The sequence below is a fragment of the Streptomyces sp. JB150 genome (assembly GCF_011193355.1).
GTDB lineage: Bacteria > Actinomycetota > Actinomycetes > Streptomycetales > Streptomycetaceae > Streptomyces.
Genome location: NZ_CP049780.1, coordinates 1,243,321 through 1,268,899 on the forward strand (window position 1 = coordinate 1,243,321; position 25,579 = coordinate 1,268,899).

The 25,579-nt window shown below is 73.1% G+C and carries 22 protein-coding genes and 1 tRNA gene; 5 read left to right on the forward strand and 18 right to left on the reverse strand.

Annotated features, from left to right (window positions below; translation table 11 throughout):
- The 12 genes from secD to pgsA all read right to left on the reverse strand — a co-directional run bounded on the left by secD (position 1) and on the right by pgsA (position 12,009).
- Positions 1-1,767, reverse strand: coding sequence for a protein translocase subunit SecD (gene secD, locus G7Z13_RS05920; RefSeq protein ID WP_165996722.1), 1,767 nt, complete (start codon positions 1,765-1,767; stop codon positions 1-3).
- A gap of 132 nt (positions 1,768-1,899) precedes the next feature.
- Entirely contained in the window at positions 1,900-2,379 is a 480-nt protein-coding gene (yajC, locus tag G7Z13_RS05925; RefSeq protein WP_165996724.1) for a preprotein translocase subunit YajC, read from the reverse strand.
- Positions 2,380-2,542: 163 nt separating this feature from the next.
- A complete protein-coding gene (gene ruvB, locus G7Z13_RS05930) occupies positions 2,543-3,613 on the reverse strand; it encodes a Holliday junction branch migration DNA helicase RuvB (RefSeq protein WP_165996726.1) in 1,071 nt (356 codons plus the stop codon).
- A 206-nt stretch (positions 3,614-3,819) separates the two neighbouring features.
- A complete protein-coding gene (gene ruvA, locus G7Z13_RS05935; RefSeq protein ID WP_165996728.1) occupies positions 3,820-4,425 on the reverse strand; it encodes a Holliday junction branch migration protein RuvA in 606 nt (201 codons plus the stop codon).
- Entirely contained in the window at positions 4,422-5,072 is a 651-nt protein-coding gene (gene ruvC / locus G7Z13_RS05940) for a crossover junction endodeoxyribonuclease RuvC (protein ID WP_165996730.1), read from the reverse strand. Before ruvC ends, ruvA begins: the two co-directional genes overlap by 4 nt.
- Before the next feature lie 209 nt (positions 5,073-5,281).
- Positions 5,282-6,034 carry a YebC/PmpR family DNA-binding transcriptional regulator gene (locus G7Z13_RS05945; RefSeq protein WP_165996732.1) on the reverse strand — a complete coding sequence of 251 codons (753 nt, stop codon included), beginning with the start codon at positions 6,032-6,034 and terminating at the stop codon, positions 5,282-5,284.
- A 48-nt stretch (positions 6,035-6,082) separates the two neighbouring features.
- Positions 6,083-6,691, reverse strand: coding sequence for a pyridoxal 5'-phosphate synthase glutaminase subunit PdxT (pdxT, locus tag G7Z13_RS05950; RefSeq protein ID WP_165996734.1), 609 nt, complete (start codon positions 6,689-6,691; stop codon positions 6,083-6,085).
- Positions 6,692-6,726: 35 nt separating this feature from the next.
- Entirely contained in the window at positions 6,727-7,641 is a 915-nt protein-coding gene (gene pdxS / locus G7Z13_RS05955) for a pyridoxal 5'-phosphate synthase lyase subunit PdxS (RefSeq protein ID WP_165996736.1), read from the reverse strand.
- Between the two features lie 172 nt (positions 7,642-7,813).
- Entirely contained in the window at positions 7,814-8,356 is a 543-nt protein-coding gene (locus G7Z13_RS05960; RefSeq protein WP_165996737.1) for a hypothetical protein, read from the reverse strand.
- A 799-nt stretch (positions 8,357-9,155) separates the two neighbouring features.
- Positions 9,156-10,334, reverse strand: coding sequence for a glycosyltransferase family 4 protein (locus G7Z13_RS05965; protein ID WP_165996739.1), 1,179 nt, complete (start codon positions 10,332-10,334; stop codon positions 9,156-9,158).
- The gene (locus G7Z13_RS05970) at positions 10,331-11,239 is read right to left on the reverse strand and encodes a phosphatidylinositol mannoside acyltransferase (protein ID WP_165996741.1); all 909 of its coding nucleotides are present in this window, start codon (positions 11,237-11,239) and stop codon (positions 10,331-10,333) included. Before G7Z13_RS05970 ends, G7Z13_RS05965 begins: the two co-directional genes overlap by 4 nt.
- On the reverse strand, positions 11,236-12,009 hold the full coding sequence (gene pgsA / locus G7Z13_RS05975; protein ID WP_166004687.1) for a phosphatidylinositol phosphate synthase: 774 nt from the start codon (positions 12,007-12,009) through the stop codon (positions 11,236-11,238). Before pgsA ends, G7Z13_RS05970 begins: the two co-directional genes overlap by 4 nt.
- A 283-nt stretch (positions 12,010-12,292) precedes the next feature.
- Here pgsA and G7Z13_RS05980 point away from each other — a divergent pair, with 283 nt between their 5' ends.
- Together G7Z13_RS05980 and G7Z13_RS05985 are read left to right on the forward strand one after the other, a co-directional pair.
- The gene (locus tag G7Z13_RS05980) at positions 12,293-14,491 is read left to right on the forward strand and encodes an elongation factor G-like protein EF-G2 (RefSeq protein ID WP_165996744.1); all 2,199 of its coding nucleotides are present in this window, start codon (positions 12,293-12,295) and stop codon (positions 14,489-14,491) included.
- 183 nt (positions 14,492-14,674) lie between these two features.
- Positions 14,675-16,330, forward strand: coding sequence for a hypothetical protein (locus tag G7Z13_RS05985; RefSeq protein ID WP_165996746.1), 1,656 nt, complete (start codon positions 14,675-14,677; stop codon positions 16,328-16,330).
- Positions 16,331-16,440: 110 nt separating this feature from the next.
- On the opposite strand, the gene G7Z13_RS05990 is transcribed toward G7Z13_RS05985, so the two are convergent.
- The gene (locus G7Z13_RS05990; protein ID WP_165996748.1) at positions 16,441-16,998 is read right to left on the reverse strand and encodes an HIT domain-containing protein; all 558 of its coding nucleotides are present in this window, start codon (positions 16,996-16,998) and stop codon (positions 16,441-16,443) included.
- A gap of 67 nt (positions 16,999-17,065) precedes the next feature.
- Here G7Z13_RS05990 and G7Z13_RS05995 point away from each other — a divergent pair, with 67 nt between their 5' ends.
- On the forward strand, positions 17,066-17,737 hold the full coding sequence (locus G7Z13_RS05995) for a potassium channel family protein (protein ID WP_165996751.1): 672 nt from the start codon (positions 17,066-17,068) through the stop codon (positions 17,735-17,737).
- Positions 17,738-17,765: 28 nt separating this feature from the next.
- Here G7Z13_RS05995 and thrS read toward each other — a convergent pair whose 3' ends face one another.
- The 3 genes from thrS to G7Z13_RS06010 all read right to left on the reverse strand — a co-directional run bounded on the left by thrS (position 17,766) and on the right by G7Z13_RS06010 (position 21,625).
- The gene (gene thrS / locus G7Z13_RS06000; protein ID WP_165996752.1) at positions 17,766-19,742 is read right to left on the reverse strand and encodes a threonine--tRNA ligase; all 1,977 of its coding nucleotides are present in this window, start codon (positions 19,740-19,742) and stop codon (positions 17,766-17,768) included.
- Between the two features lie 90 nt (positions 19,743-19,832).
- On the reverse strand, positions 19,833-21,062 hold the full coding sequence (locus tag G7Z13_RS06005; RefSeq protein WP_165996754.1) for a hypothetical protein: 1,230 nt from the start codon (positions 21,060-21,062) through the stop codon (positions 19,833-19,835).
- Positions 21,059-21,625 carry a DUF4365 domain-containing protein gene (locus tag G7Z13_RS06010; protein WP_165996756.1) on the reverse strand — a complete coding sequence of 189 codons (567 nt, stop codon included), beginning with the start codon at positions 21,623-21,625 and terminating at the stop codon, positions 21,059-21,061. The genes G7Z13_RS06005 and G7Z13_RS06010 overlap by 4 nt, the downstream gene beginning before the upstream one ends.
- 177 nt (positions 21,626-21,802) lie before the next feature.
- Between G7Z13_RS06010 and G7Z13_RS06015 the strand changes: the two genes are divergently transcribed.
- A complete protein-coding gene (locus G7Z13_RS06015) occupies positions 21,803-22,531 on the forward strand; it encodes a 3'-5' exonuclease (protein WP_165996758.1) in 729 nt (242 codons plus the stop codon).
- A 58-nt stretch (positions 22,532-22,589) separates the two neighbouring features.
- Here the strand turns inward: G7Z13_RS06015 and G7Z13_RS06020 are convergent.
- Positions 22,590-22,661 (reverse strand) — tRNA-Val (locus G7Z13_RS06020).
- Between the two features lie 39 nt (positions 22,662-22,700).
- The gene (locus G7Z13_RS06025) at positions 22,701-23,147 is read right to left on the reverse strand and encodes an SRPBCC family protein (protein WP_165996761.1); all 447 of its coding nucleotides are present in this window, start codon (positions 23,145-23,147) and stop codon (positions 22,701-22,703) included.
- Between the two features lie 104 nt (positions 23,148-23,251).
- Between G7Z13_RS06025 and G7Z13_RS06030 the strand changes: the two genes are divergently transcribed.
- Positions 23,252-25,579, forward strand: coding sequence for a hypothetical protein (locus G7Z13_RS06030; RefSeq protein WP_165996763.1), 2,328 nt, complete (start codon positions 23,252-23,254; stop codon positions 25,577-25,579).

The window sequence follows — 25,579 nt, forward strand, 5'->3', positions numbered from 1 at the left end:
TCAGGCCTCCTTCGTTTCGACGGGGGCGGCGGCCGGACGGCGGGTGCGGCGCAGCGGCGGCCGGGCACCCAGGCGCTTCGGGTCGAGGCCGGACCAGGGGTGGCCGTCCGCGAAGAACGTGCGGCGGGCGAGCAGCGTCAGCAGCGGCTTGGTGAAGAAGAACACGACCACGACGTCGAGGACGGTGGTCAGGCCGAGCGTGAAGGCGAAGCCCTGGACCTTGCCGACGGTGACGATGAAGAGCACCGCCGCGGCGAGGAAGGACACGAAGTCGGAGACCAGGATGGTGCGCCGGGCGCGCGGCCAGGCCCGCTCGACGGCGGGGCGCAGGGAGCGGCCCTCGCGGATCTCGTCGCGGACGCGTTCGAAGTAGACGATGAACGAGTCCGCCGTGATGCCGATGGCGACGATGGCGCCGCAGACGGCCGGCAGGTTCAGCGCGAAGCCGATGGCCGGGCCGAGCAGCGACATGATCACGTAGGTCAGGGCGGCGGAGATCAGCAGCGAGGCGATCGCGACGAGCGACAGGCCGCGGTAGTAGATCACCAGGTAGAGCACGACCAGGGCGAGGCCGATGGCGCCCGCGATCAGGCCGGCCTCCAGCTGCTCGCCGCCGAGCGCCGCGGTGACCGTGGTGACGCTGTCCTCCTTGAAGGTCAGCGGGAGGGCGCCGTACGACAGCATGTTGGCGAGGCCCTGGGCCTCCTCCTGGGTGAAGCTGCCGGAGATCTCGGCGTTGCCGCCGGTGATGGCCTGGCTGACGAACGGGCTGGAGACGACCTGGCCGTCCAGGACGATGCCGAACTGGTTCTGCGGCGAGGGGTTCTGCGCCAGCTTGCCGGTGATGTCGGAGAACTTCTTGTCGCCCTCGCCGGTGAAGTCCATCTGGACCTTCCAGCCGGCGCCGCTCTGCGTGTCGTAGACGGCCTGGGCCTTCTTGACCTCGGTGCCGTCGACGGCGGCCGGGCCGAGCAGGTACTTGTACCAGACGCCCTGGATCTCGCCGCAGCCGACGGTGGTGTCCTCGGGCTTGGAGCCGTCGCCGGCCTTGTTGCGCGCGCTCTCCTTGGAGCAGTCGAGCGCGGCGTAGGCGGCCTGGGCGTCGCTGTCGGCGCCGTTCGCGGACGGGGAGGGGCTGGCCGAGGGGGATCCGCTCGCCGACGGGGAGCCGGAGGCGCTGCCGGAGGGCGTGGGGTCGGCCTTCAGGGCGTCCGTGACGGCGCGGCCCTGGGTGGTGGCGGAGGCCGAGGGAGTCGCCGCGCCCGCGGAGGCGGACGGGCTCGCCTTGTCGGCGGGCTTGCCCGACGCGCTGGGAGAGGCGCTCGGAGATCCGCTGGGCGAGGGGGTGGCGGCAGGGCCCGTGGGCTCGGTGGCCAGGACGGGCCGGAAGTACAGCTTGGCGGTGGTGCCGACCTGATCCCGGGCCTGCTCGGAATTCGTGCCCTTGGGAATGTTCACGATGATGTTGCGACTACCCTGCGTCTGGACTTCCGCCTCCGAGACGCCAAGACCGTTGACGCGGCGCTCCATGATGGAGACCGCGGTGTCCATGTTGGTCTTGTTGATCGCTGCCTCGTTGCCGTCCTCCGGGACGGCGCGGAGCGTGATGCTCGTGCCGCCGGCCAGGTCGATGCCGAGCCGCGGAGTGGTGTGACCGGAGGCGAACATGCCGCCGGTGAGCGCCACGATGGCGATCAGGATCAGGGCCAGCGAGCGCCCCGGCTTGCTCTGGGCGCTCGCGTTCCGGCCCCTTTTAGGTGCTGCCACCTTCTCGTACTCCCTCTCGGGCCGCCTCGCGCCCCGTGGGCGTGCCGGCGGCCATGACATGGTGTCGGGATCCCGCGCGGGATGCGGATGTCCCGGGGAACGCGAGTCCCGCTCGCGCGCCCCGGGACATCGCTACTTCGCGTCGGTGTCGCCGTCGGTCTTCTTCGGCGCCGCCTCGTCCGCGATGTCGTCGGAGGGCTCCACGTCCTTCTTGCCGAGGTCGACGGGCTTGTCGTCGGAGGCGGCGGCAGCGTCGGAGGCGCCGTCGGTCTCGGTGAGGGCGGAGGCGTCGTCCGGGACGACGTCCGAGTCGGACTTCAGGTCGTGCTCGATGCCGTGGACGATCCGGTTGTACTCGTCGTCCGGCAGAACGGCACCGATCGAGTTCTTGGCGAAGAGCAGTTCGACGCCCGGCCCGGCGTCGAGGAGGACCGTGTCCTCGTTGACCTCCTTGACCGTGGCGTACATGCCCCCGATGGTGCGGACGCCGGAACCGGGCTGCATCTGGTTCCGCATCTCGATGGCCTGCTGCTGCTTCTTCTTGGCCGACCGGGTCATCAGGATCATGGCCCCGATGAGCACGATGAACGGGAGGAGGGTCACGAGACTCACGGGTCGGTACTTCCTTCACACGACCGCGATGATGAGCGGCCTGATGGTTGGGGGTTTGCGCGCCGCCGGCTTAGGCGGCATCGGCGGAGTCTAAGCGAGTCCGCGCGCAGGGAACAACGCTCAGCATGACACCGGAGTTCCTGCTCGGGTGAATCCCTCGCCGTCACGTCCCGAACAGGTCCTGTTGTCCGTTTCCCTGCGGCTGCGGTCCCGGCGGAGTGAGGCCGAGATGCGCCCATGCGGCCGGGGTGGCGACCCGCCCGCGGGGGGTGCGGGCCAGCAGGCCCTCGCGGACCAGGAAGGGTTCGGCGACCTCCTCGACGGTCTCGCGCTCCTCCCCCACCGCGACGGCGAGCGTGGACAGGCCGACCGGTCCGCCGCCGAACAGCTTGAGCAGGGCCTCCAGGACGGCCCGGTCCAGGCGGTCGAGGCCGCGCGCGTCGACCTCGTAGACGGCGAGGGCGGCCGCGGCGATCTCCCGGGTGATGACGCCGTCGGCCTTGACCTGCGCGTAGTCGCGCACCCGGCGCAGCAGGCGGTTGGCGATCCGGGGCGTGCCGCGGGAGCGGCCGGCGATCTCGGCGGCGCCGTCGGGGTCGATCTCCACGTCGAGCAGGCTCGCCGAGCGGTGGATCACGCGCTGCAGTTCGGCGGGTTCGTAGAACTCCATGTGCGCGGTGAAGCCGAAGCGGTCGCGCAGCGGGGGCGGCAGCAGTCCGGCCCGGGTGGTGGCGCCGACCAGGGTGAACGGGGGCAGTTCCAGGGGGATGGCGGTGGCGCCGGGGCCCTTGCCGACGATGACGTCGACGCGGAAGTCCTCCATCGCCATGTACAGCATCTCCTCGGCGGGGCGGGACATGCGGTGGATCTCGTCGAGGAAGAGGACCTCGCCCTCCTGGAGGGAGGAGAGGATCGCCGCGAGGTCGCCGGCGTGCTGGATGGCGGGGCCGGAGGTGATGCGGATGGGGGCGCCCATCTCCGCCGCGATGATCATCGACAGGGTGGTCTTGCCGAGGCCCGGGGCACCGGAGAGCAGCACGTGGTCGGCAGTGGCGCCGCGCGCGCGGGCGGCGCGCAGCACCAGGTCCAGCTGTTCGCGGACCTTCTCCTGGCCGATGAACTCGCCCAGGTCCTTGGGGCGCAGCGCGGCTTCGACGGCCTGGTCCTCGCGGTCGGCGGACGCACCGACGAGCCGCTCCGCGGCGGAGGTGTCGGTCGTGTCGTCCCAGTTCATGGAGAGTGCCTCGGGGGTCGCGGTCGGATGGGGGCGGGAGTCGGGTGCGGGGGCCGCGCGGGGACGGTTTCCGGTCGAATCGCGGCCGGGGCGCGTCGCCTCGGGCGGCGCGGGTCCCGCGGGGGGCGCGGAGCGGGGGCGCGTGGAGCGGGCGGTGGGCTCCGCGCGGGGGCCCGCGCGCCGGGCCGTGCGGGGGCGCGGGGCCGTCAGCGGGCTCTGTTGAGGGTCTGCAGCGCGGCCTTCAGCAGCAGGCCCACCTGCGGTGTGCCCTCGGCGGCCTCGGCCTGGGGGGCGACGGCGGCGACGGCCTCGTCGGCCTCCCGGGCCGCGTAGCCCAGACCGATGAGGGCGGCGTGCAGCTGGTCGCGCCAGCCGTTGCTCACCGGGGCTCCGACGGCGGGGGCGCCGAGGGGTTCGCCGAGGCGGTCCTTCAGTTCCAGCAGCAGCTTCTGGGCGCCCTTCTTGCCGATGCCGGGGACGGCCGTGAGCGCCTTCTCGTCGCCGGTGGAGACCGCTCGGCGCAGGGCGTCGGGCGTGTGCACGGCGAGCATGGCCTGGGCAAGGCGGGGGCCGACGCCGCTCGCGGTCTGGAGCAGCTCGAAGACCTGGCGCTCGTCGTCGTCGGCAAAGCCGTACAGCGTGAGGGAGTCCTCGCGGACCACGAGCGAGGTGGCGAGCTTGGCGGGCTGCCCCACGCGGAGCGTGGACAGGGTGTTGGGCGTGCACTGGACGGCCATGCCGACACCGCCGACCTCGATCACCGCGGTGTCCGGGGCGAGGGCGGCGACCGTGCCGCTGACGAAGGCGATCATGTCGTACGGCCTTTCGTTGCTTGCGTTGCGTGTGCTGCTCGGGGGGCCTGCGGCGCTCGCGCCGCCTGGGGCGTTGGCGCTGCCTGGGGCGCTTGTGCCGCCTGGGCCGCCGCGTGGCGGGCGACCGCCTGCTGGAGGCGGTTCTGGGCGGCGGCCTGCCGGAGTCTGTTCTGCGCGGGGGCGCGCCAGATGTGGCAGATGGCGAGCGCGAGGGCGTCGGCGGCGTCGGCGGGCTTCGGGGGCGCGGAGAGGCGCAGCAGGCGGGTGACCATGGCGCCGACCTGGGCCTTGTCGGCGCGGCCCGAGCCGGTGACGGCGGCCTTGACCTCGCTGGGGGTGTGCAGGGCGACGGGGATGCCGCGGCGGGCGGCGCACAGCATGGCGACGGCGCTGGCCTGGGCGGTGCCCATCACCGTGCGCACGTTGTGCTGGCTGAAGACGCGCTCCACCGCGACGTACTCGGGGCGGTGTTCGTCGAGCCACGCCTCGATGCCCTGCTCCACGGCGACGAGGCGGTCGCCCAGCTCCGCGTCGACGGGTGTGCGCACCACACCGACGCCGAGCATGGCGAGCGGCCGGCCGGGCACGCCCTCGACCACTCCCACACCGCACCGGGTCAGCCCCGGGTCCACCCCCAGTACGCGCACCCGCCCCTCCTTCGTTCTCCCCCAGCTTCGCTGGGCGGTACCCCCAGTTTGTGCAGGCTATCGGGTGCCACTGACAACGCCGCGCAAAGCGACGGGCCGACGGGGTGTGTCCCGTCGGCCCGTTCGGCTCGTTCGGCTCGCTCGGCCTGCTCTGCTCGTTCGGTCGGCTCTGGTCGTCCGGCCGGCTCGGCGCCGCGCTGCCGGGCGCGTCAGGCGCCGACCTTCTCCATGATCTCGTCGCTGACGTCGAAGTTGGCGAAGACGTTCTGCACGTCGTCGCTGTCCTCCAGCGCGTCGATCAGCTTGAAGATCTTCTTGGCGCCCTCCTCGTCCAGCTCGACCTGCATGGTCGGGACGAAGTTGGCGTCGGCGGACTCGTAGTCGATGCCGGCGTCCTGGAGGGCGGTGCGGACCGCGACCAGGTCGGACGGCTCGCTGATGACCTCGAACGTCTCGCCGAGGTCGTTGACCTCCTCGGCGCCCGCGTCCAGGACGGCGGCGAGGACGTCGTCCTCGGTCAGCTCGCCCTTGGGGACGATGATGACGCCCTTGCGGTTGAACAGGTACGACACCGAGCCCGGGTCGGCCATGGAGCCGCCGTTGCGGGTCATGGCGACGCGGACCTCGGAGGCCGCGCGGTTGCGGTTGTCGGTCAGACACTCGATGAGCACCGCGACACCGTTCGGGCCGTAGCCCTCGTACATGATCGTCTCGTAGTCGGCGCCACCGGCCTCCAGGCCGGCGCCGCGCTTGACCGCGGAGTCGATGTTCTTGTTCGGGACCGAGCTCTTCTTCGCCTTCTGGATGGCGTCGTACAGCGTCGGGTTGCCGTCCGGGTCGGCGCCGCCCATGCGGGCCGCGACCTCGATGTTCTTGATCAGCTTCGCGAAGAGCTTGCCGCGCTTGGCGTCGATCACGGCCTTCTTGTGCTTCGTCGTGGCCCATTTAGAGTGGCCGGACATCTGCCTGTCTCCTTCGCGTAACCCATCCAGATACGAACGCCAGGAATCCTACAAGGACTCCGCTTCCCGGTTCGCGCGCACCATGTCGACGAAAAGGGAGTGCACGCGGTGGTCGCCGGTCAGCTCCGGGTGGAACGACGTGGCCAGCGCGTTGCCCTGGCGTACGGCGACGATGTGGCCGTCGTACTCGGCCAGCACCTCGGCCCGCGCGCCGACGGACTCCACCCAGGGGGCGCGGATGAAGACGCCCTCCACGGGGTCGCCCTCGATGCCCTTGACGTCGACGGCCGCCTCGAAGGACTCGTTCTGGCGTCCGAAGGCGTTGCGGCGGACGATCATGTCGATGCCGCCGACCGTCTCCTGGCCCGAACGCGGATCGAGGATCTTGTCGGCGAGCATGATCAGGCCCGCGCAGGTGCCGTAGACCGGCATTCCGTCCCGCACGCGAGCGCGGAGGGGCTCCATCACGCCGAACAGGACGGCCAGCTTGGAGATGGTGGTGGACTCGCCGCCGGGCAGGACGAGGCCGTCCACCTCGGCGAGTTCCTCGGGGCGCCTCACCGGCCTGGCCACGGCGTCGGCCGCGGCCAGGGCGATCAGGTGCTCCCGTACGTCGCCCTGGAGGGCCAGGACGCCGATGACGGGTGCGTCGGTCATGTACGTGCAGTCCTCGAAGGTGCCGTGGGGGGTGCTTACCAGCCGCGGTTGGCGTAGCGCTCGGTCTCGGGGAGGGTGTCGCAGTTGATGCCGACCATGGCCTCGCCGAGGTTGCGGGACGCGTCCGCGATGATCTTCGGGTCGTCGTAGAAGGTGGTGGCCTTCACGATTGCGGCGGCGCGCTTGGCCGGGTCGCCGGACTTGAAGATGCCGGAGCCGACGAAGACGCCCTCGGCGCCCAGCTGACGCATCAGCGCGGCGTCGGCCGGAGTGGCCACGCCGCCGGCGGAGAACAGCACGACCGGGAGCTTGCCCAGCTCGGCGACCTCCTTGACCAGCTCGTACGGGGCGCGCAGCTCCTTGGCGGCGGCGTACAGCTCGTGGTTGTCGAGGCCGCGCAGGCGGGCGATGTCGTTCTTGATCTGGCGCAGGTGGCGGACCGCCTCGACGACGTTGCCGGTGCCGGCCTCGCCCTTGGAGCGGATCATCGCGGCACCCTCGGCGATGCGGCGCAGGGCCTCGCCGAGGTTGGTGGCGCCGCAGACGAAGGGGGTGGTGAACGCCCACTTGTCGGAGTGGTTGACCTCGTCGGCCGGGGTGAGGACCTCGGACTCGTCGATGTAGTCCACGCCGAGGGACTGCAGGACCTGGGCCTCGACGAAGTGGCCGATGCGCGACTTGGCCATGACGGGGATCGAGACCGCGTCGATGATGCCCTCGATCATGTCCGGGTCGGACATGCGGGCCACGCCGCCGTCCTTGCGGATGTCGGCCGGGACGCGCTCCAGCGCCATGACGGCGACGGCGCCCGCGTCCTCGGCGATCTTCGCCTGCTCCGGCGTGACGACGTCCATGATCACGCCGCCCTTGAGCTGCTCGGCCATGCCGCGCTTCACGCGCGCGGTGCCGGTCTCGGGGGTCTGGGCGGAGTTGGGGAGCGTGGTGGACACGGGTTGACCTCACTCAGGGAAAAGAGGGTTGCTGCATCACCGAGGAAACGGGAGAGGCCCAGGCCACAGCAAGGGCCAATGAGAAGGCGGTGGCTCGTTTTCCCTCCTGGCAGCCGACGGTCAACGCCGCCTATGCCCGGTTTCTCCCTGAGGTGGAGGTGCCGCGGTCCGTTCAGGCGGACCGGTCCAGCAGGGCCGCCGGGGGCTCGTCGTCCATCTCGAAGGCCAGCGGGAACGGCGCGTGGCCGGCCAGCCGGAACCAGCGGACCTTGCGGTGCTCGCGGAGCCGGCGGGCGGCGCCGACGGCGTCGTTGTGGAAGCGCCGGGCCATGGGCACCCGGCGCACGGCCTCCGCTAGCTCCCGCGCGGCCTCCTCGCCGCCGGGCACCTCCCGGACCACCTCGACCTGCTGGGCGTCCGCGAAGACGGCGCGCAGCGCCTGGCTCAGTTCGCTCTCGGCGACCTCCCGGTGCTCCTCCTCGGCCTGCCGGGCGGCGTGCGCGGCCTCGTAGAGCACGATGGAGGCGGCCGGGTCGAGCACCCCGGACGTCGCCAGCTCCTGCGCCACCGAAGCCCTGCGCAGCAGCTGCGCGTCGAGCGCGGCGCGGGCGGCGTCGATCCGGGCGTGCAGCCGGTCCAGGCGGCCGGCCGTCCAGCTCAGATACAGGCCGATCGCGATGAGGCCGACGAGGATCCAGATGAGGGTTTCGGTCACGGGCGGCAAGGCTACCGGGGCGCCGCGTGTGGCTCCGCCGGGTGTTCTGCGGTGCCCGGTGCCGGGGGTCCCGCGGTGACGGTTGCCGACGGGCTTGCGGGGGAGCTGGGCTCCGGCCTGTGGTGTCTGGTGGGGAAGTACCGCCGGGGCGGCTGAGAGGGCCGTGCAGCAGCCGGCCGGCGGGCCCGCGTCGACGCGCGCGGACGGCGCCCGTCGGCGCCCGCGCGGCCCGGCGGCATCACGCCCGCCCGTGCCGCACTCGGTCTCACGGCGCCGCCTGATCCCGCCCTGTCGCCTCGCGCGCCCATCTCCGTCCGCGCGAGGGCGTCACGGGCCGCGTGTCCGTGTCTCAGTCCGCGCCGCACTCGGTCTCGCGGCGCCGCCCGGTCCGGCCCCGCGCGTGCCCCTCTCGGTCCGCGCGTGCCCGTCTCGGTCCGCGGGGGGCGCGTCTCGCGTCGCGTGTCCGCTCCAGCACGCGAGGCCGCGTCGGCGGACCATTCCAAGGCCCCGGCCAGTCACCTTCGCGTGCCCCGTCTGTCTCACAGCGCACCGACCCAGCCGTTCCGGCGGGCGGGCCGCACCCGCGCCTCGTCAGCGGACCACGTCACAGGGCCGGCCAAGCAGCCCCACGCAGCTCGCCCCCGGCGACAGCCGCGCCCGCGCGGACCGTCACCTCCCCGTCGCGCCCCGCCCGTCCACCGTGAGCCGACGACCCCGCGGAGCGCCCCCGCGGCCGCCCCGCTCCGCACGGACCGTCCCTTCCGCGCGCGCCCGAGCCGACAACCCCGCGGCCCCCGGCTCAGTCCCGCACCAGCCTGAGGCGTGCGCGCAGGCCGTTGCCGCCCGCGACGGGTGGGCCGTCGTCCGCCGCTACCGCCGCCGCGCCGGCCGTGACCGTCTCGTAGACGGAGAGGATGTCCGCGCCGACGGTCGACCAGTCGAAGCGACGGACGTGGGCGCTGCCGCGGGCGCTCAGTTCCGCGCGGCGGGCCGGGTCGCCCAGGAGCCGCAGGGCCGCCTCCGCGAGGGCGTCCGCGTCCTCGTTGGCGAACAGTTCGCCCGCCTCGCCCTGGTCGAGGACCTGGGCGAAGGCGTCGAGGTCGGAGGCCAGGACGGGGGCGCCGGCGGACATGGCCTCGACGAGGATGATGCCGAAGCTCTCGCCGCCGGTGTTGGGGGCGACGTACAGGTCGACGCTGCGCAGCAGCCGCGCCTTGTCCTCGTCGCTGACCATGCCGAGGAACTCCACGCGCGAGCGCAGCTCGGCCGGCAGCGGGGCCACCGCCTCCTCCTCGTCGCCGCGGCCCGCGACCAGCAGCCGCGTCCGCGGGCGTTCGGCGAGGATCCGGGGCAGCGCCCGCATCAGCACCGGCAGGCCCTTGCGGGGCTCGTCGATGCGCCCGATGAAACCGATCGTGTCGCCCTGCCAGTCCGGGTTCGGTTCGGCCTTGGCGAAGAATTCGACGTCGACGCCGTTGGGGATCACCACCGCGTCGCCGCCGAGGTGTTCCACCAGGGTGCGGCGGGCGTACTCGCTGACCGCGATGCGCGCGCTGATCTTCTCCAGCGCCGCCTGCAGGATCGAGTACGCGGCGATCATCGCGCGGGAGCGCGGGTTGGAGGTGTGGAACGTGGCCACGATCGGCCCCTGCGCGGCCCAGCAGGTCAGCAGGCCCAGCGACGGGGAGGTCGGCTCGTGGATGTGGATCACGTCGAACGCGCCGTCGTGCAGCCACCGCCGCACCCGCGCCGCCGACAGGAAGCCGAAGTTCAGCCGGGCCACCGAGCCGTTGTACGGCACGGGCACCGCGCGGCCCGCCGAGACGACGTACGGCGGCAGCGGGGTGTCGTCGTCGGCGGGGGCGAGGACGGACACCTCGTGGCCGAGGCGGATGAAGTACTCGGCGAGGTCGCGGATGTGGAACTGGACGCCGCCGGGCACGTCCCACGAGTAAGGGCAGACGATGCCGATTCTCACGACGGCCCCTTCGCGGGGTCGAGGTCCGAGAGCCACAGGCGCTGGAGCATGTGCCAGTCCTCCGGGTGGTCGGCGATTCCCTGGGCGAAGACGTCTGCCAGCGCCTGTGTCATCACAGACGTCTTCTCGGCCCGGGTACCTGACCGCGGTACCTCGATCGGGGGATGCAGCCGTCCCCGCATGACGGGCGAGTCGTCGTACCAGAGCGTCACCGGGAGCAACAGCGCGCCGGTCTGCTGGGCGAGCAGCGCGGGCCCGGCGGGCATCCGCGCGGTGTCGCCGAAGAACGTCACCTCGACGCCGGACGCGGACAGGTCGCGGTCGGCGACCAGACAGACCAGCCCGCCGTCGCGCAGCCGCCGGGCGAGCGTACCGAAGGCGGAGCCGCCGCTGTGCGGCAGCACCTCCATGCCGAGGCCTTCCCGGTAGGCGACGAAACGGTCGTAGAGCGTCTCCGGCTTCAGCCGCTCGGCGACGGTCGTGAACGGGATGTTCAGCTTGGTGGTGACCCAGGCGCCCGCCAGGTCCCAGTTGGCCAGGTGCGGCAGGGCGGCGATGACGCCCTTGCCGGCGGCGATGGCGTCGGTGAGGTGGTGCAGGTCCTTGGGGTCGAAGCCGGCCGCGATCCGCTCGGGGCTCCACGCGGGGAGCCGGAACGACTCCATCCAGTAGCGCAGGTACGAGCGCATGCCCGCGCGGGACAGCTCCGCCAGCCGCTCGGGGCTCGCGCCGGGCACCACGCGCGCGTAGTTGCTCTCCAGCCGCAGCACGCCCTTGCCGCGCTGCTTCCAGGCGGCGTCGGCGATGGTGCGGCCGAGCCGCACCGCGACCGGCTCGGGGAGCTTCTTGACGGTGCTCCAGCCGAGGCCGTACAGCGCGTCCGTCAGACGGTCCTGAGCGCTCACGTCGCCGCCTCACTCCCCCGCGAGGCGTTGTCCGGACCCTGAGGAGCGGCCGGCCCCTGAGGAGCGGCCGTCCCGGCCTGCTCGGCCGTCTGGGCCTTCTTCGCGGTCTCGACCGTCCCGGCCGCGCCGGCCTGATCGGCCGCCTCCGCCTCCGCGGACTCCCTGCGGACCGTGACGACCCGCTGCACCAGCGTGACCAGGCTGCCCACGGCGACCAGCCACAGCGCCACCGGCAGCAGCACGTCGATGCCCGGCACCCCGAACGCGTGCAGGCCCGCCAGGCCCGCCGCGACCAGGGAGATCACCAGCCGCTCGGCGCGTTCGACGAGCCCGTTGACGGCGACCGGCAGCCCGATCGACTCGCCGCGCGCCTTGGTGTAGGACACCACCTGCCCGCTGGCCAGGCAGAAGATCGACACCGCGCACAGGATGTTGTCGTGGCCGCCGCCCGCGTACCACAGGGCGAAGCCACCGAAGATCGCGCCGTCGGCGACCCGGTCCAGGGTGGAGTCCAGGAAGGCGCCCCAGCGGCTGGAGCGGCCCAGCTGGCGGGCCATGTTCCCGTCGACCAGGTCGGAGAAGACGAACAGCGTGATCACGACCGTGCCCCAGAAGAACTCACCCCGGGGGTAGAAGACCAGCGCTCCCGCGACCACACCGGCGGTGCCGATCAGCGTGACCGTGTCCGGGCTCACGCCCCGGCGGATGAGAAACGCGGCGAACGGTGTGAGAACACGCGTGAAGAATGCACGCGCGTACTTGTTCAGCATGGCCTTCCCGAGGGTCGGTGTCGCCGTGCGGCCCCTGCTGGCCACCGGCTGGCCCATCGTAGCCACGCGCGCGTGCGGGCGACGGGCGGGCACCCGCACCCGTCGTGGCGTCCGGCGGACGGCCCGCGGCGCGCGGCCGGCGACGGGTGGCGGTCGCTCGTATGGACGCGCCGTGACGGGAGTGGAAAGCTCGAAGCATCGCGGGCGTCGCCGGAGCCGCCCCACACGCGGCCCCCGCGTGTCCGCGCCCACAGTGACCTCACCGTGCACGGGAGGCAGGATCATGGGCGACAAGACGAACGTACACTCCGGAGCCGCCGGCAGGGCTACGGCGGCCGACCACCCCGCGTCCGTACGGAATGTGGTGCTGGTCGGCCACTCCGGATCGGGCAAGACGACGCTGGTGGAGGCTCTCGCGCTGACCGCGGGAGCGGTGAACCGGGCGGGCCGCGTGGAGGACGGCGGCACCGTCTCCGACTACGACGAGATCGAGCACCGCCAGCAGCGCTCGGTGCAGCTCTCGCTGGTGCCCGTCGAATGGGACGGAATCAAGATCAACCTCCTCGACACCCCCGGCTACGCCGACTTCGTCGGGGAACTGCGGGCCGGTCTGCGTGCGGCGGACGCGGCCCTCTTCGTCGTCTCCGCCTCCGACGGCGTGGACGGCTCCACCCGCATGGTCTGGGAGGAGTGCGCGGCCGTCGGCATGCCCCGCGCGATCGTCGTCACCCACCTGGAGGCCGCCCGCGCGGACTTCGAGGAGATGACGCGGATCTGCGCCGAGGCGTTCGGCGGCGACGACCCCGACGCCGTACTGCCGCTGTACCTGCCGCTGCACGGCCCCGAGGCACCGGACGGGCACCGTCCCGTGACCGGGCTGACCGGGCTGCTGACGCAGAAGCTGTTCGACTACGCGAGCGGCGAGCGCAAGGAGTCCGAGCCGGGCGAGGACCAGCTGCCGATGATCGCCGAGGCCCGCAACCGGCTCATCGAGGGGATCATCGCCGAGAGCGAGGACGAGACCCTCATGGACCGCTACCTCGGCGGCGAGGAGATCGACCTCAAGACGCTGATCGAGGACCTGGAGCGGGCCGTGGCCCGGGGCACCTTCCACCCCGTCCTGGCCGCGGCGCCGGCCGCCGGGGGCGCCCGCCAGGGCATCGGCACGGTCGAGCTGCTCGAACTGATCACGCGCGGGTTCCCCACCCCGTTCGAGCACCCCACCCCCGCGGTCACCACCCTCGACGGCCGGCCCCGCGAGCTGCAGCCGTGCGACGTCGACGGGCCGCTGGTAGCCGAGGTCGTCAAGACCGCCTCCGACCCGTACGTCGGCCGCGTCTCCCTGGTGCGGATCTTCTCCGGCACCCTGCGCCCCGACCAGACCGTCCACGTCTCCGGGCACGGCCTCGCCGACCGCGGCCACGAGGACCACGACGTCGACGAGCGCGTCGGCGCGCTGTCCGTGCCGTTCGGCAAACAGCAGCGGCCGGTCACGCACGCGGTCGCCGGTGACCTGGTGTGCGTGGCGAAACTCGGCCGCGCGGAGACCGGCGACACCCTGTCCGCGAAGGACGACCCGCTCCTGATGGAGCCCTGGCAGATGCCCGACCCGCTGCTGCCGCTCGCCATCCAGGCGCACAGCAAGGCCGACGAGGACAAGCTCTCCCAGGGCCTGGCCCGGCTGGTCGCCGAGGACCCCACCATGCGGCTGGAGCAGAACCAGGACACCCACCAGGTGGTGCTGTGGTGCCTGGGCGAGGCCCACGCGGACGTCGCCCTGGAGCGGCTGCGCAGCCGCTACGGCGTCCAGGTCGACGTCGTACCGCACCGGGTCTCCCTGCGCGAGACCTTCGCGACGAAGGCGGCCGGGCGCGGACGGCACGTGAAGCAGTCCGGCGGGCACGGGCAGTACGCGATCTGCGAGATCGAGGTCGAGCCGCTGCCGGGCGGCTCCGGCATCGAGTTCGTCGACAAGGTCGTCGGCGGTGCCGTGCCGCGCCAGTTCATCCCGTCCGTGGAGAAGGGCGTACGCGCGCAGGCCGCCAAGGGCGTCGCCGCCGGCCACCCGCTCATCGACGTCCGGGTGACCCTGCTCGACGGCAAGGCGCACTCCGTGGACTCCTCCGACGCCGCCTTCCAGACGGCCGGCGCGCTCGCGCTGCGGGAGGCCGCCGCCGACGCGAAGATCCATCTGCTGGAGCCGGTGGCCGAGGTGAGCGTCCTGGTCGGCGACGAGTACGTGGGCGCCGTGATGAGCGACCTGTCCGGGCGGCGCGGCCGGCTGCTGGGCACCGAGCAGGCGCCCGGGGGGCGCACGATGGTGCGCGCAGAGGTGCCCGAGATCGAGATCGGACGGTACGCGATCGATCTGCGCTCCCTGTCCCACGGCACCGCGCGGTTCGACCGCCGGTACGCCCGGCACGAGCCCATGCCGACGCAGGTCGCCGAACGCCTCCGCGAACAGGAGCGGGCCGCCTCCTAGTTGAGGCACCGGAGGCCCAAGTGGCCTGTGGGGGCACTTCCCTGCCGGATCGGCGGGCGGCTTCGGCCGTCCGCCGACGAATGCCGGTGCCTGCGGATACGCTGATGACCTGATCAACAGGTGTGCGAAGCAGGGAAGTCGGGAAGGCCGCAGGACGACAGTTCGTGGCGAGTGGGGGCGGGAATGACCGTTGACAGCGGTTACGCGGACACCTTCGGGCCGCAGGTGCCGCGCACGGGCGACGAAGGCCAGACGGCGACGTTCGCGCTGGCCTCCGCGGCCTATCGGGACAACCCCGTGGAGGACATCAAGAAGGCCGACAACGAGTGGCACCAGTCGACCGTGAACCCCGGCAAGCTCGCCCTGTTCAAGCCGAACCTCGGCGAGGCGTTCTCCCGCGCGGTGGTCGACCGGATGCTGGGCAGCGGGCGCAAGCCGCTCATCCAGTCCTTCGGGACCCAGCCCCAGGTGGTCGTCGAGCACTGCCTGGCCGCCAACCGCATCCGGCGTGAGCGCGACAACAAGCTGACCGCGATCACGGCGCTGTGCGGCCTGGTCTTCCTGCCCGGCCTCCTGGTGTGGCTGCTGGTCTTCCAGCTGCGCTCCACCATGGCCAAGGGGGACAACAAGCGGGTCTCCGCCGCGGCCACCGTCCTGCTGGTCGCCGTCGGCGCGCTCGCCGTGATCGCGCTGATCCGGCTGCCGTTCGGCGGCTTCTGGGGCTGGTACGCCCGCGCGGCGGTCGTCGCTCCGGTCGTCGGCTGGTTCTGGGCCAAGCAGGTCTGCGAGCGCACCGCGAAGGACCTCAGGGACCGCTGGGACGGCCTGCTGTCGGGCAGCAGCATCGGCGCCAAGGTGCCCGAGGCGGTGCCCAGCAGCCCCGGCGAGACCGCCGCCGAGCAGCTGCGCCAGTCCCTGGCCAAGCTCAGCGCCGAACAGCAGTCGAACTCGGTGTTCTACGCCGGCCCCAAGGGCATCCTCGGCATGGGCACCCGCTGGGGCTCCTGGCAGCTCGCCGAGGAGCTGGTCCCGGCCCACCCCGACCGCGAGATCCACCCCTTCCGCAGCTGGGACGTCATACGGTCGATCCACGACCAGCTGCGCATGCTGGAGCGCGGCCCGCTGAACACGGGCGGCTTCCCGGCCCCGTCGATACGGCACTGGATCGTGACCCCGATCGGTGAGAACGCCAAGGCGGTCTCCCGGCCGGAGGGCACCGACGTGGAGGCCTACCAGGTCAAGCCGCACGCCATACAGGAGATCTGCAACAAGCAGCAGTTCGGCGCCGGGGACCGGCACTACCTCGGCGTCCAGTGGACGCTGTGGGACGGCCAGCTGGTGCTCACCATGCTGATCACCGTCACCGTGCTGCACGCCACCTTGCGCATCGAGGTCACCGGCCACGCCCTGGGCCCGGTGAACGGCCTGTTCACCACCAAGTCCGAGGCGCCCACCAAGTCGGTCACCAAGTCGCTCAAGCCGTGGGAGTCGCGCACGGTGAAGCTGCCGCTGGTCAACAGCGACGAGGTGGTCCGGCTCGCCGTCCGCGCGCCGATCACCTGGTATCCCCCGCTGCTGAACTGGCTGGGCGGCTCGATAGCCCTCCCCGAGCCGTTCGGTCTGCGGCACGCCTGGGCCGACCAGCCCTGGCGCCACCGCTTCATGGCCGACGACGCGCTGCGCGCCGCGACCCCGGTGCTCCGCGTGGTGCACGCCGCGGCGATCAAGGTGCTGAAGGAGAACGGCGTGGACACGGAGAAGTTCGGCTCCCGCTCCGCCTTCCTCAGCACGGCGGTGCAGGACCCGTCACCGCGCAAGGCGGACGTCTACGACGCGTGACGGTGCCCCTCGGACACCGGAGCCCCCGGACACCCGGACCCCCCGGACACCCGGGGGCTCCGGTCATGCGGGGGGCTCGGGAGCATCCGAGGGCACCGCGCGGGGGCGGCTCAGGAAGGCCAGGCCTGCGCCAGCATCGTGCGGGTGTCCGCCAGGAGCTGCGGCAGCACCTTGGTGTGACCGACGACCGGCATGAAGTTCGTGTCGCCGCCCCACCGGGGCACGATGTGCTGGTGGAGATGCGCGGCGATGCCCGCGCCGGCCACCGAACCCTGGTTCATGCCGATGTTGAAGCCGTGCGCCCCGGACGCGGTGCGCAGCGCCGTCATCGCCTGCTTGGTCAGCTCGGCCAGCTCGGCCGTCTCGGCGGCCGTCAGCTCCGTGTAGTCGGCGACATGGCGGTACGGCACGGTCATCAGGTGACCGCCGTTGTACGGGTACAGGTTCAGCACCGCGTACACCTGCTCACCACGGCGGACGATCAGCCCGTCCTCGTCGGACTTGGCCGGGATGGAGCAGAAGGGACAGCCGTCACCGGCTCCGGGACCGGTCGGCTTGTTCTCGCCCTGGATGTAGGCCATCCGGTGGGGCGTCCACAGGCGCTGGAACGCGTCCTGCGTCCCGACTCCGATCTGCTGCTCCGGCTCACTCGTCATGCAGTGCAGCATATGGCTTCGCCCGTTCGCGGCGTGTCGCCGGGGCCGCGCCGACGACGTCCCGGGCGAAGCTGGGCCGGTGCACGACGACAGCAGGCTGGCGGAGTGGGAACGGCGCACCGCGCTCCCGCTCGCCGCGGGATCGCTGCTCTTCCTCGGCTCGTACGCGGCCCGGATCCTCGGGGACGGCCTCGCCGGGCCCTGGCGGGACCTGTGTCTGGCGGTGACCTGCGCGGTCTGGGCGCTGTTCGTCGTCGACTACGCCGTGCGGTGGCGGCTCAGCGGACTGGGCCGGGCGTTCGTGCGCGGGCACTGGCTGGACGCCGTGGTCATGGTGCTGCCCCTGCTGCGGCCGGTCCGCGTGGTCAGGACGTACGAGGCCGTGCAGCGCCGCCACGGGCGTCCGCGGCTCGCGCTGCACCTGCGGGTGATCGTGTACGCCGGCCTGTCCGTGGCCCTGCTCGGCTTCACCGGCGCGCTGGCGGTGTACCACCACGAGCACACGGCGCCGCACGCCACGATCCGGACCTTCGGCGACGCGGTGTGGTGGACCTGCGCCACGCTGGCGACCGTGGGGTACGGCGATGTCGCGCCCGTCACGCCGCTGGGGCGGGTCATCGCGGTGGGCCTGATGGCCTGCGGCCTGGCGCTGCTGGGCGCGGTGACGGGCTCGTTCTCGTCGTGGCTGGTCCAGGTGTTCTCCCGCGAGGACGACGAGAGGCCCCCGGGACACACCCCGGGGGCCTCCTGAGAACGCCGGGCCGGGCCCGCTCGCCGGATCAGACCTGGGTCCGCTCCTCCACGACCTTCACGATCTTCGCGATGGCCTCGTCGAACGGGATGCCGTTCTCCTGGGAGCCGTCGCGGTAGCGGAAGGACACCGAGCCGTTCGACATGTCCTCGTCGCCCGCGATGACCATGAAGGGCACCTTCTGCTTCTGGGCGTTGCGGATCTTCTTCTGCATCCGGTCGGACGAGGAGTCCACCTCGACCCGCAGCCCCTTCTTCTTCGCCTCCGCGGCGAACTTCTCCAGGTACTCGACGTGCGCGTCGCCGATCGGGATGCCGATCGCCTGCACGGGCGCCAGCCACGCCGGGAAGGCGCCCGCGTAGTGCTCCAGCAGCACGGCGAAGAAGCGCTCGATCGAGCCGAACAGGGCCCGGTGGATCATGACCGGCCGCTGCTTGGTGCCGTCGGCGGCGGTGTACTCCAGGTCGAACCGCTCCGGCAGGTTGAAGTCGAGCTGGATCGTCGACATCTGCCAGGTCCGGCCGATGGCGTCCTTGGCCTGGACGGAGATCTTCGGCCCGTAGAAGGCGGCACCGCCCGGGTCCGGGACCAGCGGCAGGCCCTGCTTCTCGGCGACCTGGCGCAGCGTCTCGGTCGCCTCCTCCCAGACCTCGTCGGAGCCGACGAACTTCTCCGGGTCCTTGGTGGACAGCTCCAGGTAGAAGTCGGTCAGGCCGTAGTCGCGCAGCAGGTCGAGGACGAAGGTGAGCAGCTTGTCGAGCTCGTCGGACATCTGCTCGCGCGTGCAGTAGATGTGCGCGTCGTCCTGGGTGAAGCCGCGCGCACGGGTCAGGCCGTGCACGACGCCCGACTTCTCGTACCGGTACACGGTCCCGAACTCGAACAGGCGCAGCGGCAGTTCACGGTACGACCGGCCGCGCGCGTCGAAGATCAGGTTGTGCATCGGGCAGTTCATGGGCTTGAGGTAGTAGTCCACGCCCTCGTCGAGCTGCATGGGCGGGTACATGCCCTCGGCGTACCAGTCGAGGTGGCCGGACGTCTCGAAGAGCTTCCCCTTCGTGGCGTGCGGGGTGTAGACGAACTCGTAGCCCGCCTCCTCGTGCCGCTTGCGGGAGTAGTCCTCCATGACCCGGCGGATGATGCCGCCCTTGGGGTGGAAGACAGCAAGGCCGGAGCCGATCTGCTCGGGGATGGAGAACAGGTCCAGCTCGCTGCCCAGCTTGCGGTGGTCGCGCTTCTCGGCCTCGGCGAGGAAGTCGAGGTGGGCCTTCAGCTCTTCCTTGGAGGGCCAGGCGGTGCCGTAGATGCGCTGGAGCATGGGGTTCTTCTCGCTGCCGCGCCAGTAGGCGGCCGCGTTGCGCATCAGCTTGAACGCCGGGATGTTCCGGGTGGAGGGCAGGTGGGGACCGCGGCAGAGGTCCTTCCAGCACAGCTCGCCGGTCTTGGCGTCCAGGTTGTCGTAGATCGTCAGCTCGCCGGCGCCGACCTCGACGTCCGCGCCGTCGTCGCTGGACGCGGATCCCTTGAGGCCGATCAGCTCCAGCTTGTACGGCTCGTCCGCCAGCTCCTCGCGGGCGGCCTCGTCGGTGACGACGCGACGGGCGAACTTCTGCCCGCGCTTCTGGATCTCCTGCATCTTCTTCTCGATGGCCTTGAGATCCTCGGGCGTGAACGGCCTGTCGACGTCGAAGTCGTAGTAGAAGCCGTCCTTGACGGGCGGGCCGATGCCCAGCTTCGCCTCGGGGAAGAGCTCCTGCACGGCCTGCGCCATCACGTGCGCGGTGGAGTGGCGCAGGATGTTCAGGCCGTCCTCGGAGGAGATCTCGACGCCCTCGACCTCGTCGCCGTCGGAGAGCTCGTACGAGAGGTCCTTGAGCTCGCCGCCCACGCGCGCCGCGATGACCGAGCGCTCGCCGGCGAAGAGGTCGGCGGCCGTAGTGCCCGTCGTCACCACGCGCTCTTCCCGCTCGGAATCGCGTTGGATGATCACACGGACGTCTGACACCGGTCTCTCCTGACTGAAGGTGGATGCGGCGCCATACCGAGAGCGCGCGCAGGACAGGATCGTACCGAGCCTTCGACCTCGCAGGCGAAATCAGTCCCCGCCGCAGGTGTCCTGGCCGCACGCCTCCCCGAAGAAGTCCAGGTGCTCCTGGAGCGACTTCATCAGCCGGTCGCGCTCCCCTTCGTCCACCCGCACCGGCACGACGGCGGACGCCCCGGTCAGCCGGCGGAAACCGCCTCGGCTCTCCAGCCGCCCGCGCACCCGCACGGGCACGCCGGCCAGGTGGGCGTGCCCGGCGACGCGGTAGTCCTCCTCGTCGAGGGTGAGCCGGATGTGCGGCACGTCGGCCCCGGCGAGCACCCGCAGCCGTACGGTGCCCGCGCCGCGCGGCCCGGAGCGGTGCATGCGCACGACGGCCCCGGTGACCGCCACCGGCACGGAGGGTTCGGCGCCGCGGTAGCGGTCCCCGGCCTCGCGCAGCACGGTCAGGTCGCCCGGGGAGAACTCGACGGCCTCGGCGGAGGCGACCGCGCCCTGGGGGGTGCCGGCGGCGGGCGCCCACGCGACGGCGACCCGGGCGCCCTCGGTGCCGTGCACCAGGCTGATCAGCGCCTCGGTGAGCTCGCGGCTGACGCCCGCTTCGACGGCGCCGTCGAAGGCGTCCATGGCGCCGGTGGCGCGCCGGTAGTCGATGGCCTCGCGGGTGGCGTAGAGCGCCTGGTGGAGGCGTACGGCGAGCGGGCGGCCGGTGGCGACGGGCACGAAGGCGGTCAGCCGGCGCCCGCCGGCCGCGGGGCCGACCAAGACGTTGTCCAGGAGGCCGGCGGCGGCGCGGCGGTGCCGGGCGCCGTGGTAGCCGGCCCGCGCGCGGGTGGCGAGCGCCGCGGCGAGCAGCGTCCGGCGGGCGGCGGCGCGCAGCTGCTCCTCGGCGGTCCACGGACCGGTGCCGGCGGGTCCGCCGGGGACGTCCCGCCACCAGCGGATCTCGTCGCTGGGCACGGTGAGGCCGGCCAGCACCTCGCGCGCGGCGGGGGTGGCGAGCCGGGCGAGGGCGGTGAGGGCCTCACCGAGCAGGTCCTCGCTGTCCGGGTAGGCGCGGCTGTCGGGGACGAGCAGGCTGGTGCGCGCGGCGCCGGGGCCGGGCGGGGTCCAGCGGCCGTAGCGTCCGGGGGCGCCGCCGCGGCGCTGCCAGCCGTGCCGGTGCAGCAGGGCGGCGAGCACGGCGGGGTCGACGCGGCCGGGCTCGGGCGGCCGGTCCCAGCGGGCCTCGGGGTGCGGCCGGACCGGCCGCAGGGGCTCGTCGAGCGGGCGGTGGGTCATGGTCTGCCTCCGGTCCCGACCCGCGTCATGATCTCGCACAGCGCCCGGTCGTCGAAGATGCGTGCGGTGGGGATCCGTACGGTGGTGCGGTGCCGGCCCGTGACGGGGTGTCCGGCGAGGTTGACCCAGTAGCAGCAGTGCCTGAGGTCGAGGCGGTCGTGGCCGGCGCGCAGCCAGTCGTCCTGGGACCTGGGCACGAGCATCACCACGAGGATCTTGTGCACCGAGACGGGGGTGCGGGCGAGCTTGGCCAGGTGGGCGTTGTCCAGGGTGAAGGAGAAGGAGCGGCCGGGCGGATTCGGCGCGACCTGGTAGGTCGCCTTGAGCTGCACCTTGATGGTGACCTCGTCGTCGACGGTGTGTCCGGGCGCGCTGTGGCTGACGTGCCAGTCGATGCCGTTGTCGGGGAAGGGCTGGGAGAGCGAGCAGCCCGCCGCCGCGGCGACCGCGTGCAGATAGGCCACCTGCAGGGTCTCCATGCACGCGGTGGTGGCGAGGGAACCGCGAAGGGGGCCCACGCGGCCGGGCAGCAGCCCGCCCCGCTCGGGCTGCGCTATCGCCATGGCCAACAGCCTTCCCAGCAACGTGTTGTGCCCGCGCGAGGGCTCGTTTCGCCTCAACCGCACGGACCCGTATCCGTGTTGTCTCCTCCCGGCGTACGGCGCAAACGGCCCGGGTATCACCAAACCGGCAGGAGACGGAACGTCAGCTGCCGCGGGTGAGCGAGGAGTTGGATTGGGATGACGTGCTGGTACGAGGGCCCCCTGGCGGCATTCGACACGGAGACGACGGGCGTGGACGTGGAGACCGACCGGATCGTGTCGGCCGCTCTCGTCGTGCAGGACGCGCCGGGCACCCGGCCCCGGGTGAGCCGCTGGCTGGTGAACCCGGGGGTGCCGGTGCCCGCCGAGGCGACGGCGGTGCACGGACTGACGGAGGATCACCTGGCGCGCAACGGCCGCTGGCCGGCGCCGGTGATGCAGGAGATAGCCATGGGGCTGCACGAACAGGCCGCGCGGGGGCGCCCGCTGGTGGTGATGAACGCGCCGTTCGATCTGACGCTCCTCGACCGTGAGCTGCGCCGGCACCGGGCCTCGTCGCTGGCCCGCTGGTTCGAGTCGACACCGCTGCTGGTCCTGGACCCGCGGGTGCTCGACAAGCATCTGGACCGCTACCGCAAGGGCCGCCGCACGCTGACCGATCTGTGCGCGCAGTACGGCGTGGTGCTGGACGGCGCCCATGACGCGGCGGCGGACGCGCAGGCGGCGCTGGACGTGGTCCGGGCGGTCGGGCGGCGTTTCGCGTCCCGGCTGGAACGCCTGTCCCCCGCCGAGCTGCACACGCTGCAAGCGGTGTGGCACGCGGCGCAGGCGCGCGGGCTGCAGACGTGGTTCGCGCGCAACGGCAGCGAGGAGCCGGTGGACCCGGCGTGGCCGCTGCGCCCGGACCTGCCGGCGGCGGCCGCGTGACCCATGGCACGCACCCATGAAAAAAGCCGGTCCGCCGCTGCGGACCGGCCTCTCCCGGTGGGCGATACTGGGTTCGAACCAGTGACCTCTTCGGTGTGAACGAAGCGCTCTCCCACTGAGCTAATCGCCCGGGAACGCACTGAACAATACAGGTCCCCGCGGCGTTCCTTCAAACCGTTCGCAGGCGGGCCGCGAGCCCGCGCCGCCCGGCGCGCATCATCAGCCGGTGGTTGGCGCGGAAGAACGGCCGCCCCGGCACCGCCAGCCGCCGCAGCAGCGCCTTGCGCACCCGGACCTCCTGGTCGTAGCGCACGAGGCTGCCGGTGCCGTGCGCGGTGACCGTCCACCGCGACCAGCCGTCGATGTCGCCGGACAGCTCCGCCCGGAGCACCCCGGCCGCGGGGTCGCGGCGCACCTCGCGGACGGTGAAGGTGAGGTCGTACGGCAGGAAGGAGCGGATCCGCATCCTCCCCGTGCGGTCGTCGAGCCGGGTCGCCTCGCGCACCTGCGGCCACCAGCGGGGGTAGTCCTCGGCCCGTTCCAGGACGGCGTACACGGCGTCGGGCGGGGCGGGCAGCCGCCACAGGGTGCAGAAGCGGTGGTGGGTCCAGTCCATGAACGGAGTCTGTCCTGCTCAGGGAGGTGTATCCGCGCTCTGAGTACGGTCTGAGTACGCGCACTCATGTGCGGCCGGCGTGACGGGCGCCACACTCCACAGCCATGACCCACCTTCCGCCCCCTGCCGAGGAGTTGCGGCTCGTCGACGCCGAGCTGAACCGACTGGACGCCCGGCGCGCCCAGTTGCTGGCGCGTCGCGGCTGGCTGCTGTCGCAGCTCCAGCCGGTGCGGCCCGTGCCGGCCGCCGCCCCGCCCCGCCCGGAGGCGTCCGCGCCCCGCGTCCAGAACGTGCTGCTCCTGCTGGGCGGGGTGCTGCTCGCCCTCGCGGCGGCGGCGTTCACGCTGGTCAGCTGGGGTCACCTGGGGATCGCGGGGCGGGCCGCGGTGCTCGGCGCGGTCACGGCGGCGGCGCTGGCGGCCCCCGTGCCCCTGCTGCGGCGGGGGCTGCGCTCGACGGCCGAGTCGGTGGCGGGCGTGGGCCTGGCGCTGACGGTGCTGGACGCGTACGCGCTGCACGCGGCGGCGCTCACCGCGGCGGACCCGACGGGCTACGCGGCGGCCGCCGCGGCGGCCCTGGCGGCGCTCTGGGCGGCGTACGGCGTGCTGCTCGCCCGGCTGACCGGCCGGCCGCTGGTGCTGCCCCGGCCGGCCGCCCTGTGCGCGGCCCAGCTGCCGCTGCCGCTGGCGGCGGTGGCGGCCGGGGCGGACGCCTTCGGAACCGTGGCGGCGCTGCTGCTGACGGCGGCGGCCGACGCGGCGGTGGCATTGCGGACGGCCGGCGGGCCCGTGCGGCTCGTCGCCGCCGTCGGCGCGTACGTGCTGGGCGGCTGGGGTGCGCTGGCGGCGGGTGCGCTGGCGTGGACGGCCCCCGGTCCCGCTGCGGCTGCCCGCGCGGCGGTCCTGCTGCTGACGGCGGCGGCTCTCGCGCTGGCGGGGGCGCGGGCGCCGCGCCCGGAGGCCGCGCTGGGCAACGCCGTCGCGGCGGGCCTGCTGGCGGTGGCCGCGCTCGGCGCGGTGCCGCGGACGGTGCTGCCCGGCGAGTGGACCGCGCCGGTCCATCTGCTGCTCGGTGTGGGCCTGCTCGCCCTGGTGCGGGCGGACCGGCTGCCCGAGGTGGTGCGCCGGGGCCTGGGCTGGGCGTCCGGCGCGGTGCAGGCGCTGGCCGTGTCGGCGGCCCTGCCCGTGGTCGCCGTGTCGCTGCTCGGTCCTCTGGGCTGGGCAGCGCGCGTGTGGTCGGGGGCGCCCGCCGACGCGCGGGCGGCGGTGACGGCCGACCTGCCGTGGCCTCCGGGCGGCGCGACGGCGCCCCTGCTGCCGGCCGTGCTCGCCGCGGTCCTGGTGGGGTGGGTGCGCAACGCCGCGTGGCGGGCCCGTGCGGTGGACGCCGTGTGGGTGCTGGTCTGGGCGGCGGCGGTGAGCCTGCCTGCGGTGCTCCGGCTGCCCTACGCCGTGACGCTGGCGGTCCTGGTCCTGACGACGGCGGTGCTCCTGGCGGTGAGGCGCCTGGTGCCGACCGTGCTCGCGCTGATCACCTCGCTCGTCGTCGCGCTGCTCGCCCTGGCCTGCGAGCCGGCCACCCTGACGGTCTTCGCTCTGCTCACCGCCGGGTGGGCGCTCGCCGCCCGCCGGCCGGTGCCCGCGGCGGCCGCGGCCGTGCACGCCACCGCGCTGGCCGTCGCGACGGGTGCTGCGCTGGACTGGCAGCCGGCGCACATCGCGCCGGCGGTGCTGCTGGTTCCGGTGGCGGCGGCGCTGTGGGCGCCGCGCACGGAGGGCGCGACGCGGCCGGTCACCGAGGTGGCGGGAGCGGCCGCGTCGCTCGTCGCGATCGGTCTGGCGGTGACGGACGCGCCGATGCTGGCGCTGGTGCTGGCCCTGGTGGGCGTGATCGCCGCGGGTGTGGCCGTACGGCCGGACCGCCGCCCCGTCGGACATGCCGCCGCCGCGCTGTTCGTGGCGGCCGCGTGGGTGCGGCTGGCCGCCTGGGAGGTGACCGTCCCGGAGGCGTACGCGCTGCCGGTGGCCGTCCCCGCGCTGCTGGTGGGCGCGGTGCGCCGGCGCCGCGATCCGCGGGCGTCGTCCTGGACGGCGTACGGCCCCGGCCTCGCCGCCGCGCTGCTGCCGAGCCTGCTCGCGGCCTGGGGCGACGCGCACTGGCAGCGCCCCCTGCTGCTGGGCGCGGGGGCGCTGCTGGTGACCCTGGCCGGTGCCCGCCACCATCTCCAGGCGCCGCTGGTGCTGGGCGGCTCGGTGCTCGCCCTGGTGACCCTGCACGAGCTGGCCCCGTATCTCGTGCAGGTGGCGGGGGCCCTTCCCCGCTGGGCGCCGCCCGCGCTCGCCGGTCTGCTGCTGCTCGCGCTCGGGGCGACGTACGAGCAGCGGCTGCGGGACGTGCGGCGGGTGCGGGAGACGCTGGGCAGGATGACCTAG